We start from the raw sequence: 12,398 nt of genomic DNA on the forward strand, positions 1-12,398 counted from the left end.
TCTTCTCCCCGGCCGGGGAGAAGGTGGCCCGAAGGGTCGGATGAGGGGGCTAGCTCTCGGTATATCTCTACCCTCGCTCCCTCATTCCGCTGCAGCGGACTTCTCCCCCTCGGGGAGAAGAAACAAGGGGTGGGCGCTCGCCCCGTTGCGCGGGCGGAAGAGATTTCACTGCTGTGGCTGAATGCCTTTCAGAGCCGGGTTCTTCAGGTCGATCCGGCCCGTCTGGTCAGGCAGGAATTTCGGGCCGATGACGCGCACCCTGGTGTCGTTCGGATCATAGTCGCGTTCAGGAACGGGTTGCTCCGGCGGCTTTGCGGCCTGCTGTTCAGCGGGTTTCCGGGGCTTGTCACCTTGCGGTGATGGAATTCTGGTGATGCCGGAATAGGGCTTTTCGGATTCCGGCCGGGCGGCCTCTTCCTGCTTCTGCATGTCCTCGTGATAGGCGGCCATATTGCAGGCGCAGCCCGGCGCCTTTGCCGAGGCGTTCCTGTAGGCAAAGGCGGTTGGCAGGTCCTTGTAGGGTTTGCCGGTTTCGGCGGAGACCATGTCGGCGGTTTCCTGATCCGTCATGGAGTGAAAATAAAGCTCGGTCTGTGTGCCCGGGCACATTTTCTGGCACTGCTCCGCCTGGGCGCGGAAATCGAGCGGCGAAGCGTTGGAGGCGATCGGGAAAAACGAGCCGTCGCAGGTGCGCACGCAGAGTGTGCGAAGCCCGCCCTCGGCGGCGGCGTTGGGGTAGGGCGATAGCCCCGCCTGTCCCGGCTCACCACCGTTCTGCCGGAAGGCATCGGGATAACGCGTCACATCGGGCGCAGGCGACACTTGCGGGTTGATATCCTCTGCGGGGCTGCAGCCATTGGCATCGAGGGCCGCGAGAATGCGCTGGCGCCTGATGTCGCCGTCGTCACTGCGCGCGGCCGCCATGGCATCGTCGCGGTCGCGGATGATGGCGTCGCGTTCGGCTTCGGCATCCGCCAGCGCATCGCCGATCTCGGTGCAGAGGCCGGCATTGGGGTTGCCGTAGACAACGACGCTGCCGGATGAGCAGCCATAGCCGCGCAGGTCGTTCCTGATCTTGCGGATGACGATGTTCTGGCGGGCGAGCGCATTGGCGTAACGCCGAACCTCGGCCGTATTGCCGATGACACGTGGCGGTTCGCGCAATTGCGCATAAAGCGTATCGCAGACCTGATCCGCGAAAGCGGCGGCCGGGGCGAGGAAAACAAGGGGAAGCAGGAGGCCGATGATGCGGCTGCGCCGGGTCAATTGTGCGATCCGTTCGATGTCCCCGGCCGGTGGCAGGGGTGTTATACTTCACGAAATCCGTATTTCAGGAAGATAACATAAGCTGTTGCCGCAAGGCGGCAACAGCCTGTTCAAAATTGCGTTAATGCGGCCTCTATCACACCGAAGGATGCGAGGCCTGCACTACGGCAAACGCTGCCATGTTGACGACGCCGCGCGAGGTGACGCTGGGCGACAGGATGTGGGCGGGCAGGGCCGTGCCGAGCAGGATTGGGCCGACATGCAGGCCCTCCGTCAGCGTGCGGGTGACGCCGAGCGTGATGTTGGCGGCATCGAGGTTCGGGAAGACCAGCAGGTTCGCCTCGCCGGTCAGCACGCTGTTGGGCATGGCGCGCTTGCGCAGCGCTTCGGACAGTGCGGAGCCGCCCTGCATTTCGCCGTCCACTTCCAGTTCCGGTGCGGCTTCCTGCACGATCTTCAGGGCGCGGCGCATCTTGCGGGCGCTTTCGGAATCGCGCGAGCCGAAATTGGAGTGGCTGGCGAGCGCGATCTTCGGCGTGATGCCGAAGCGGCGGATTTCCTTGGCCGCGAGAATGGCCATTTCCGCCACTTCCTCGGAGGTCGGGTCATAGTTCACGAAAGTATCGGTGAGGAACAGCGCACCCTGCTGGGTGATGAGCAGGCTGAGGCCGGCGAAGGAGCGCACGCCTGCCTGCTTGCCGATGATCTGGTTCACGTCGCGCAGGTGGCGGTCGTAACGGCCTTCGAGACCGCAGATCAGCGCATCCGCTTCGCCGCGCTTCACCGACAGCGCGCCGATGACGGTCGTGTTGGTGCGCACGATGGTGCGTGCTGCTTCCGGGTTGATGCCGACGCGGCCGACAAGGGCGAAATAGTCATCAACGTAATCACGGTAGCGCGGATCGTCTTCCGGGTTGACCACGGCGAAATCCGTATGCGGACGGATGCGCAGGCCGAAGCGCTTCAGGCGCGTTTCGATGATCTGCGGGCGGCCGATGAGGATCGGGATGCCGGTGCCTTCTTCCAGGAGCACCTGGGCGGCGCGCAGCACGCGTTCGTCTTCGCCTTCGGCAAAGATGATGCGCTTCTTTTCGGCGGCTTTTGCGGCATTGAAGACCGGCTTCATGATGAAGCCGGAGCGCCAGACGAAACGGTTCAGCTGGTCGAGATAGGCTTCGAAATCGGTGATCGGCCGGGCGGCGACGCCGCTTGCGGCGGCAGCGCGGGCAACGGCGGGCGCGATACGCAGGATAAGGCGCGGATCGAAGGGCGAGGGGATGAGGTAGTTCGGGCCGAAGACCGGGGTTTCGCCGCTATAGGCTTTTGCCGCGACTTCGGAGACTTCCTCGCGCGCCAACTCGGCGATGGCCTGCACGGCGGCCATCTTCATTTCCTCGTTGATCGTCGTCGCGCCGCAATCCAGCGCGCCGCGGAAGATATAGGGGAAGCAGAGCACATTGTTGACCTGGTTCGGGAAATCCGAACGGCCGGTGCAGATCATCGCGTCCGGGCGGGCGGCGCGCGCCTCTTCCGGCATGATTTCGGGCTTGGGGTTGGCAAGCGCGAGAATGAGCGGGTTTTCCGCCATGCGCTCCAGCAGTTCCGGCTTCAAGACGCCGGCGGCGGAAAGGCCGAGGAAAACGTCTGCGCCGTCGATGGTTTCGGCCAGCACGCGCTTGTCGGTCTTCTGGGCGTAAACTTCCTTCCACTCATCCATCAGCGTGTTGCGGCCGTCATAAACGAGGCCTTCGATGTCGTGGACCCAGATGTTTTCCTTTTTCGCGCCCATCGAGACCAGCAGGTTGAGGCAGGCAAGCGCCGCAGCACCGGCGCCCGACGCGACGATCTTGACGCTGGAGAGCGACTTGCCGGCGAGTTCCAGCGCGTTGGTGACGGCAGCGGCGACGATGATCGCGGTGCCGTGCTGGTCATCGTGGAAGACGGGGATATTCATCTTCTCGCGCAGCTGGCGTTCCACCTCGAAACATTCCGGCGCCTTGATGTCCTCAAGGTTGATGCCGCCGAAGGTGGGCTCCAGCGCCGCGATGGTGGAGACCATGTCGTTGATGCCGGGTGCGTCGATCTCGATATCGAAAACGTCGATACCGGCGAATTTCTTGAAGAGGACGGCCTTGCCTTCCATGACGGGCTTGGAGGCGAGCGGGCCGATATTGCCAAGGCCAAGCACCGCCGTGCCGTTGGAGATGACGGCGACGAGATTGGCGCGGGCGGTATAATCCGCCGCCATTTCAGGGTTCTCATGGATGGCGAGGCAGGGTGCGGCGACACCCGGCGAATAGGCCAGCGCCAGATCGCGCTGGTTGCCGAGCGGCTTGGTCGCCTGGATTTCCAGCTTGCCGGGGCGGGGATAGCGGTGGAAAAAGAGCGCCTGTTCCTCGATGTCGGCCTTGGCCGCGTTGGCGGGCGTGTTGTTCTTATCGTGAGAGGTCATGTCTTCCACCGTCATGTCTGGTTCAATTCCGGCCCCCTGAATACAACAAACTTCCCCGCGGTACAGCCGTTATTTGCCCCGTGCTCATGCAAATGCGCGCATGGCTTATTCGCGTTTTCGTGAAGCGCTTCGTCATATTCCATACAAAAAACCGTCTCTGTCATGTTGCTGAAACACGAGTCTGGTTCTGAGAGGTGAGAAAGCCGCAGGGACGCAACCGAACAGGGGGATGAAATCCGTGGCCGGTCAAATCGAAACCAGACAGTTCAGAACGCTTTTCATTTCGGACATTCATCTTGGCTCCAAGGCGGCCAAGACGGATTTCCTGCTCGACTTCCTAAAGTATCACGAAGCCGAGACGATCATCCTTGTCGGCGACATCGTCGACGGCTGGCGCCTGCGCCGCAGCTGGTACTGGCCGCAGGGCTGCAACGACGTGGTGCAGAAGCTCCTGCGCAAGGCCCGCAAGGGAACGCGCATCGTCTATATTCCCGGCAACCACGATGAGTTCCTGCGGGAATTCCCCGGCATGCATTTCGGCGGCATCGAAGTGGCCGAGCGCATGATCCACGAGGCGGCCGACGGCAAGAAATACCTCATCATTCATGGCGACGAGTTCGACGTGGTGGTGCGCAATGCCCGCCTGCTCGCCTATCTCGGCGACTGGGCCTATGACGCGGCGATCGCCATCAACATCGCCATTGCCGCCGTGCGCCGCCGCATCGGCCTGCCTTACTGGTCGTTTTCGGCCTGGGCCAAGCTGCAGGTCAAGCACGCCGTCAACTTCATCGGCGAATTCCAGCGCGTGGTGGCCGAAGAGGCGCGGCGCAACAATGTCGACGGCGTGATCTGTGGCCATATTCACCATGCTGTCATGGAAGACATGGACGGCATTCGCTACATCAACACCGGCGATTGGGTGGAAAGCTGCACGGCGATCGCCGAAAACGCCGATGGCAGCTTCGAGCTGATCACCTGGATGCAGACCAGCGACGCCACCGCTGAACATGCTTCGGATGAAATGGAACCGGTGAATATTCCGGGGTTGATCGGCAAGCACGCGGCCTGATTTGGGCGGATGGTAGGCTCACCTGTAAACGAAGTGTTTGGCAAAAATTGTAGCATCCGCATACCGTCATCCCGGCCCTGAGCCGGGATCCAGTGCGATCAAGTCTTTGATCGCGTAAGACCTATTTCTCACGGCGCAGACGCGCCGTGGCTGGATGCCGGATCAGGTCCGGCATGACGGAGGTGAGGCTTTAGAGCCTTCTTAGTAACCTTCCGGTGAGGCACCGGAGAGATGGTGCGAATGTAGCCTCTCGACACCAACCCAGTGCGGACCCTTGGCGAGAGTTCTATCCCCACAATTCCGGCCGTGCCGGATAAACCAGCGAACCCTCATAAACCAGCCCAGGCTCCCGATCCTGCGCCAACAACAGCGGCCCGTCGAGATCGGCAAAGGCCGTGCCTTGGGCTGCCAGCACAGCAGGTGCCATGCCGAGCGAGGTGCCGAGCATGCAGCCGACCATGATAGTGAAACCGAGCCGTTCGGCCTCCGTTTTCATGACAAGCGCTTCGGTGAGGCCGCCGGTCTTGTCGAGCTTGATGTTGATCGCATCGTAACGGTCGCGCAGGCCGGCGAGATCCTTTGTGGAATGCACGCTTTCGTCGGCGCAGATCAGTACCGGGTGATCGATGCGGGAAAGGATCGTATCCTTGCCGGCCGGCAGCGGCTGCTCGATCAGCGATATCTTCAGTTCCGCCGCAAGTCCAAGATAATATTCGATATTATCATCGTTCCAGCCTTCATTGGCATCGATGATGATACGCGCATCGGGTGCTGCGGCGCGCACGGCGCGCAGGCGGGCTTCGTCGTCAGTGGTGCCGGTCTTGATCTTGAGAAGCGGGCGGCCTGCATTCTCCGCGGTTTTCGCGGCCATGGTTTCGGGGTCGGCAAGCGAGATCGTATAGGCTGTGACAAGCGGTTTTGCCGCCTGTCCGAGAACTTGCTCGGCGGCGCCCCTGCCGCTGATCTTGGCCTCGAGGTCCCAGAGCGCGCAATCCACCGCATTGCGGGCCGCACCCGGCTTCATTGCCAGCTGCAATTCCTGCCGCGTCAGGCCGGCGGCGACCCGCTCGGCCATCGCTTCGATATCGGCAAGAACACCCTCGATGCTTTCGCCGTAACGCGGATAGGGCACACATTCGCCTCTGCCGGTGAAGGAACCTTCGCGGATGATGCACGTTACGACATCCGCATGCGTGCGGGTGCCGCGTGAGATGGTGAAGCTGCCGGCGACGGGGAAGCGTTCTGTTGTGGCTTGCAGGTAACGGGGCATATTTTTTCACTTCCGATTGGGCGGCAAAAGACACATGACGCCAAATTTATCACGAATTGTCAGCCGTCACTGTGGCTTGCCGGAGGCCAAAACGTTATGAAACCTTTAAGAATCTCGTGACGGCTGCACTCGCTCGGAGCATTATGCAAGAACAGGACACACGGCAACAGGCGAACCCGGCCGCAATCACCGAAGACGGTTCCGTCTCCGGCGGCGGCTTGCGTTATGTCATGAGCGGCTCCTGGCGCAACAGCAATCTCTCCGGCATTTTCGAGAGCCTCGACAGGATTGAAAAAAGCAAATCCGGCGGTTCCGTCGAAATCGATCTTTCCGCTGTCGAAGCCATCGACACGACGGGTGCCTGGATCATCCAGCGCCTGCGCAAGGATCTGGAGGCGAACGGCGCGACTGTAACGCTCACCGGCAACGACCGGATCGAGGACGTCATCGGCCAATTGCCTGACAAGGCGGAGATGCAGGCCGAGCCCGTCGCCAGGCCGGGGCTGGTGGAGCGTATTTTTGCGCCGATCGGTCAGGCCGTCATCCAGAACGGCGCGGATTTCCTGGCGGGCATGTATATTCTCGGCTCCGCCGTGCGCGGCGCGCAGATGAAGCTCGGGCGCGGGCGCGGCGTATCGCCCGCGGCGATCGTCAACCAGATCGACCATATGGGCGTGCGCGCCGTGCCGATCATCATGCTGATGTCGTTCCTGATCGGTGCGATCATCGCCCAGCAGGGCGCGTTCCAGCTCAGATATTTCGGTGCGGAAGTCTTTGTCGTCGATCTCGTCGGCATTCTGCAATTGCGCGAAATCGGTGTGCTTCTGACCGCGATCATGATCGCCGGCCGTTCCGGCAGCGCGATCACGGCGGAAATCGGCTCGATGAAGATGCGCGAGGAAATCGACGCGCTGAAGGTGATCGGCCTCAACCCGGTGGGCGTGCTGGTGTTTCCACGGCTGGTGGCGCTCACCATCGCACTGCCGCTTTTGACCATTCTCGCCAATTTTGCAGCGCTTTTTGGTGCTGCCATCGTGGCCTTTGCCTATTCCGGCATCACTTTCGAGGTGTTCCTGTCACGCCTGCATGGCGCGGTCGAGGAATCGACCATTGCTGCTGGCATGATCAAGGCGCCGTTCATGGCGCTCATCATCGGCATCGTCGCGGCGGTGGAAGGCATGAAGGTGGGCGGTTCGGCGGAATCGCTCGGCCAGCACGTCACCTCCTCGGTGGTGAAGTCGATCTTCGTCGTCATTCTGGTCGATGGTCTTTTCGCCATCTTCTACGCAGCCATCGATTTTTAGGGAGGGCGCGTTGGAGCAGCAAGACCAGACACAGCAACAGATCAGGACCGGGAAAGACGGCCGCGAGGTGGTGCTTTCCGTCGAGGGCGTGACCGTTGGTTTCAACGGCCGCAACGTGCTCGAAAATCTCGATCTCGATGTCTATCGCGGTGAAATCCTCGGCTTCATCGGTCCCTCCGGCGCGGGCAAATCCGTGTTGATGCGGGCGATCTTGCGGCTCCTGCCACGGCAGGCGGGCGCGATCCGCATTCTCGGCACTGACTATGACAAGGCGAGTGAAGACGACCGCATGATGCTTGACCAGCGGCTCGGTGTGCTGTTCCAGCAGGGCGCGCTGTTTTCCGGCCTGACGGTGAAGGAAAACATCCAGCTGCCGATGCGGGAATATCTCGATCTGCCGAAGAAGCTGATGGACGAGCTCGCCTATCTGAAGATCGAGATGGTGGGGCTGAAGCCCGATGCGGGCGACAAGTATCCTTCCGAGCTTTCCGGCGGCATGATCAAGCGCGCAGCCCTTGCCCGGGCGCTGTCGCTCGATCCCGACCTCGTCTTCCTCGATGAGCCGACATCCGGCCTCGATCCCATCGGGGCGGCGGAATTTGATATGCTCATCGCACGCTTGCGTGATTCGCTCGGCCTGACCGTCTATATGGTGACGCACGACCTCGACAGCCTGTTCTCCGTCTGTGACCGTATTGCGGTTCTTGGCCAGAAGAAGGTGCTGGTGGAAGGGACATTGCAGGACATGTTCGCCTGCGACGACCCGTGGGTGCAGTCCTATTTCCGCGGCAAACGGGCACGCTCTGTCGTTCTTCCGGACGGCAAACACGAAAATCCGGTGGAGTAACAGAAGCATGGAAACCAAGGCGAACTACACCATAGTCGGAATTTTCACGCTGATCGTGATCGCCGCCGCATTCGGCTTCGTGTACTGGATGGCGGAATTCGGCCGTGGCGGCCCGACGGCGCAGCTTGTCGTGCGTATTCCCGGCTCCGCCAACGGCCTTTCTGTCGGCTCGCCGGTGCGCTTTAACGGCATTCCTGTCGGCACCGTGCGCGGGCTTGCCATCGACCGCGACGATCCGGCCTATTCCATCGCCTTTACCGAGGTGCAGGCCGATGCCCCGGTTTTCCCTTCGACCCGCGCCGTGCTTGAAATTCAGGGCCTGACGGGCGCTGCTTATATCGAGCTTTCCGGCGGCAACAAGGATGGTGAGCGTATTCTGCAGAAATCCGCCGAGACCGGCGTTCCCGCGGAACTGACGGCCGATCTTTCCAGCGTCACCAACCTGCTTGCCACCGCCGACAAGATCTTGAAGCGTGCGGACGGCGCCATCGGCGAATTGCAGGGCTTCGTGCAGGACGCCCGTGGCCCGCTGACGCAGACGGTGCGTAACGCCGAGAAATTCTCCGACGCGCTGGCGGCCAATTCCGATGGCATCAAGAATTTCATTGCAAGCCTCAGCTCGCTTTCCACCACCGTGCAGTCTGTCTCGGTGCGTCTCGACGGCACGCTGACCGCCATCGAGGATCTGGTGAAGGCGGTGGATGCCGGCAAGATCGATTCCATCCTGTCGAATGTCGACAAGGTGACGAAGGATGTCGCGTCGGCTTCCAGCGATATTCAGGGCATCATGGAGACGGTGCAGAGCACGGCGCGCAATTTCGAGGCGGCGAGCACGGAAGTGCAGACCGTGGTGAAGCGCGCGGATGAGCTTCTGGCCTCCGTCGATCCCGCCAAGGTCAGCACCGTGGTCGGCGATGTTTCCGCCGCGACCGCCGATGCGCGTGACGCCGTGGCGAATTTCAAGCGGATCGCCGATGATGTCGGTGCCCGCCGCGCCGATATCGATCAGGCGGTTTCCGACTTCACCGACATGGGTCGCAAGCTGAACCTCGCTTCCAGCCGTGTTGACGGCATTCTCGCCAAGGTGGACGGCATGCTGGGCACCGATGACGCCAATTCGCTGTTTGCCAAGGCGCGCGAGACGCTGACCTCGTTCAAGGCCGTGGCCGACAATCTCAATGCCCGTATCGGGCCGATTGCCGACAATCTGACCCGCTTCTCCAGCTCTGGCCTGAAAGATTTCCAGGCGCTGATTGGCAGCACGCGGCAGACGGTCGACAATCTCAACAATGCCATCACCAATATCGACCGCGATCCGCAGCGGTTGATTTTCGGCGGCGAAACCGTGAAACAATATGACGGCAGAACAAGGCGTTAAGAGGGGTATGGGCCAATGATACGATCGATGACCGACCAGAAGCGCCGTGCCCTTCTTGCAGTGCCGCTGCTTGCCGCCCTGATGACGGGCTGCGCGGGTGCGCCGAAGAACGATACGTTCGATCTCTCCGTGTCGTCTGCGGCTGTTGCGCAGGGACCTTCGCTCAAGAGCCGGCAGCTGCTGATCGCCGATCCGACCGCGCTGAAGGCACTGGACAGCGAGAATATCGTGGTGCGCCTTTCCGGTTCGGAAGTGCAATATCTCGGCAATTCGCAATGGAGCGACCGCCTGCCGCGCATGGTGCAGTCCAAGCTCGTGGAAGCTTTCGAAGATACCGGCAAGCTCGGCGGCGTCGGTCGGCCGGGGCAGGGGCTGGCGATCGACTACCAGGTCGTCACCGATATCCGCGCTTTCGAGGTGGATACGGCGAAAAACATCGCCAATATCGAAATGTCGGTGAAGCTTCTGAACGACCGCAATGGCACGGTGAAGGCGCAGGAAGTATTCCGCGCCAGCGCCCGTGTCAGCGGCTCCGGCAACGCCAATTTCGTGAAGGCGCTGGATCAGGCCTTTGCCGTGGCGACGCGGGAGATCGTGGCCTGGACGCTGAAGTCGCTTTAAGCCTTCGCGCCGGTCGTCAGCGATATAAGAAATTGCCTTATGTTTCGGGCAGGGCTGGTCGATGACCGGCCTTGCGCTCCATGTTTTCGATCCGCGAGTTTCTGATGCGATTCCTGGTGGTGTGTTGCCTTCTTCTGATTTCCGTTCTTTCCGGGACGAGCGCTGCCACGGCCGCCGGCTTGCGGTTGATCGAGGTTCCATCCACTGATGGCAAAGCTCCCATCAGGGCGGCGGTCTGGTCGCCCTGTGCGACAGCGCCGGTGGAAAGCCGTATCGGTCCCTTCGTACTGCCTGCGGTGCGCGATTGCCCGATCATTGACGGGCAATATCCGCTTATCGTCATTTCCCATGGTTTCGCCGGCACATATTTCAGCCACCGCGATACGGCGGCGGCGCTGGCGGATGCCGGTTTCATCGTCGCGGCGCTTAATCATCCCGGCGATAATGCGATCGATATGAAGCGGGCAGGCGAGCTTTCCGCGCTGACCGACCGGCCGGCTGATATTGTGCGCCTGCTTGATCATATGCTGGCGGGCTGGAAAGAGGCCGGCGTCATCGATGCCGGGCGGATCGGTGTCTTCGGATTTTCCCGCGGCGGTTACACGGCGCTGGTGCTTGCCGGCGGCGTGCCGGATTTTTTAAACAGTAGATTGCCATGCCCGGACGAGCAGGCGCCGATATGCGCGCAGATGCGGGACAAAAGCGCTGTTGCGAAAGACCGGGTTCACGATAAGCGGGTAAGGGCCGCGGTTCTTGCGGACCCGCTCAATGCCTTTCCCGGCGCTGAAAATCTGAAAGATATCGGTATTCCTGTCCAGCTGTGGCGTTCGGAACAGGGCGGTGATGGCATTGTGCCGCAGGATATTGCGAGATTGCGCGATGAACTGCCGAAGAAACCGGACTACCGGACGGTGAAGGGGGCAGGGCATTTCTCGTTCATCGCGCCTTGCCCGGCAGAAATGGCAAAAGCTTTGCCGCAGGTTTGCAGCGATGTGCCCGGTTTCGACCGGGCAGAGTTTCATCGCGGTTTCAACGCCGATGTCGTCAGCTTTTTCAGGGCCTCGCTGCGCTGAAACCCTGCCGTTTTCAGCCGTGCCCGTCGATCAGACGGCATCCTGCGACTGCCATTCCGGCAGCGGGAAAATCCGGTCGTAGCTCCAGTTGAAGACAAAAGCGTAGACCACGTAAAACAGCGCAAACGAGATATCCATCACCAGAGCATGGGCGAGGCTGATGCCGAGATACCAGGCGATGAAGGGCATGAGCACGATCAGCAGGCCGAGTTCGAACAGAATGGCATGGGCGACGCGGATGGCGGGTGTTTTCAACGTCGTGCCCTTCAGGCGCTGCATGGCGTGGTCGAAGCCCAGATTGTAAAGATAGTTCCAGGCGGTGGCGAGGGTGGCACTGACGAGGCCGACAATGCCGATATCTTCCATCGGCATATGGAACACAAGCGCGCCAAGCGGCACGATGAGCAGAAGGCCGATGATTTCGAAGCTGAGCGCATGGCGGATACGATCGGGCAGGGAACGCAATTTATTCTCCGGTATGTGACCGGGCCGTCCCGCATGCTGTCGCCATGATGGCCGAGGTCGTCCTCGCGATGAGGCATATAGAGGTTTTGGGCGGAATTTTCAAGCGTGGGGGATGGATGGGATTGGGAGTGCGCCGCCTGTTTCTTTTCCCCGCCGCGGAGAAGGTCGCGGCAACGGGATGAGGGGGCGAGCTCTCCGAAATCCGGCAAGATTGCCCCTCATCTGACCCTTCGGGCCATCTTCTTTCCGGCGGGGAGAAGAAACGAGCAGTGACGTCTTGCCCTTTCTCGTTCGCAACGAAACCGCAGCGCGGAACAAGACCGGCGTTTTTTCGTTATCGCTCATGTAAGGAGGCGTGCCATGCAGCAGAATTCCTCTGATGGAAGAACGATAAAGGCCGCCAACACGGCAAAGGTCTCAATTTACAAGCCAAGCCTCATCTCCCTCAAGGGAAGTTACGTGGCGATGATATTTCGCAGGCCGCTTTGCCAAAATTCGCTGGATGTGCGGAAAAAATAAGGGCGAGGATACCGTCCAGCCGTTTACTTGCACATCAATGACGACGACTGCCGAAATGATCGAGTGCTTTAGATGTCTCTAAAGTGTGATTTTCAATCCGGTTCGTCTCCACATAGACTGGAGATTGCCATAAA

At 60.9% G+C, this 12,398-nt stretch carries 11 protein-coding genes; 7 read left to right on the forward strand and 4 right to left on the reverse strand.

Features of this window, described 5'->3' with window-relative positions; all coding sequences use genetic code 11:
- Positions 1-165: 165 nt before the first annotated feature.
- Together N434_RS08450 and N434_RS08455 are read right to left on the reverse strand one after the other, a co-directional pair.
- A complete protein-coding gene (locus N434_RS08450) occupies positions 166-1,266 on the reverse strand; it encodes a DUF2865 domain-containing protein (protein ID WP_181423915.1) in 1,101 nt (366 codons plus the stop codon).
- A 136-nt stretch (positions 1,267-1,402) separates the two neighbouring features.
- Positions 1,403-3,718: an NADP-dependent malic enzyme gene (locus tag N434_RS08455; protein ID WP_110757237.1), complete on the reverse strand. Its 2,316-nt coding sequence runs from the start codon at positions 3,716-3,718 to the stop codon at positions 1,403-1,405.
- Between the two features lie 229 nt (positions 3,719-3,947).
- Between N434_RS08455 and N434_RS08460 the strand changes: the two genes are divergently transcribed.
- Entirely contained in the window at positions 3,948-4,787 is an 840-nt protein-coding gene (locus tag N434_RS08460; RefSeq protein WP_181423916.1) for a UDP-2,3-diacylglucosamine diphosphatase, read from the forward strand.
- Between the two features lie 286 nt (positions 4,788-5,073).
- Here the strand turns inward: N434_RS08460 and dgcA are convergent, their stop codons facing one another.
- Complete coding sequence (gene dgcA / locus N434_RS08465; RefSeq protein WP_110757128.1) at positions 5,074-6,057, reverse strand: N-acetyl-D-Glu racemase DgcA; 984 nt, start codon at positions 6,055-6,057, stop codon at positions 5,074-5,076.
- Positions 6,058-6,200: 143 nt separating this feature from the next.
- Between dgcA and N434_RS08470 the strand changes: the two genes are divergently transcribed.
- The 5 genes from N434_RS08470 to N434_RS08490 all read left to right on the forward strand — a co-directional run bounded on the left by N434_RS08470 (position 6,201) and on the right by N434_RS08490 (position 11,280).
- Complete coding sequence (locus N434_RS08470) at positions 6,201-7,361, forward strand: ABC transporter permease (protein WP_110757129.1); 1,161 nt, start codon at positions 6,201-6,203, stop codon at positions 7,359-7,361.
- Positions 7,362-7,371: 10 nt separating this feature from the next.
- The gene (locus tag N434_RS08475; protein ID WP_110757131.1) at positions 7,372-8,208 is read left to right on the forward strand and encodes an ABC transporter ATP-binding protein; all 837 of its coding nucleotides are present in this window, start codon (positions 7,372-7,374) and stop codon (positions 8,206-8,208) included.
- A 7-nt stretch (positions 8,209-8,215) separates the two neighbouring features.
- Complete coding sequence (locus tag N434_RS08480) at positions 8,216-9,586, forward strand: MlaD family protein (RefSeq protein ID WP_065115797.1); 1,371 nt, start codon at positions 8,216-8,218, stop codon at positions 9,584-9,586.
- A gap of 27 nt (positions 9,587-9,613) precedes the next feature.
- Complete coding sequence (locus N434_RS08485; RefSeq protein WP_181423917.1) at positions 9,614-10,207, forward strand: ABC-type transport auxiliary lipoprotein family protein; 594 nt, start codon at positions 9,614-9,616, stop codon at positions 10,205-10,207.
- Between the two features lie 104 nt (positions 10,208-10,311).
- Complete coding sequence (locus N434_RS08490; protein WP_110757238.1) at positions 10,312-11,280, forward strand: alpha/beta hydrolase family protein; 969 nt, start codon at positions 10,312-10,314, stop codon at positions 11,278-11,280.
- A 30-nt stretch (positions 11,281-11,310) separates the two neighbouring features.
- Here the strand turns inward: N434_RS08490 and N434_RS08495 are convergent, their stop codons facing one another.
- The gene (locus N434_RS08495) at positions 11,311-11,745 is read right to left on the reverse strand and encodes a PACE efflux transporter (protein WP_065115795.1); all 435 of its coding nucleotides are present in this window, start codon (positions 11,743-11,745) and stop codon (positions 11,311-11,313) included.
- Positions 11,746-12,105: 360 nt separating this feature from the next.
- Here N434_RS08495 and N434_RS25740 point away from each other — a divergent pair, with 360 nt between their 5' ends.
- Positions 12,106-12,264, forward strand: a complete 159-nt coding sequence (locus N434_RS25740) for a hypothetical protein (RefSeq protein ID WP_181423918.1) — start codon at positions 12,106-12,108, stop codon at positions 12,262-12,264.
- Positions 12,265-12,398 lie beyond the last annotated feature (134 nt).

This window comes from Rhizobium sp. UGM030330-04, from assembly GCF_003208455.1.
Lineage (GTDB): Bacteria > Pseudomonadota > Alphaproteobacteria > Rhizobiales > Rhizobiaceae > Agrobacterium > Agrobacterium rhizogenes_A.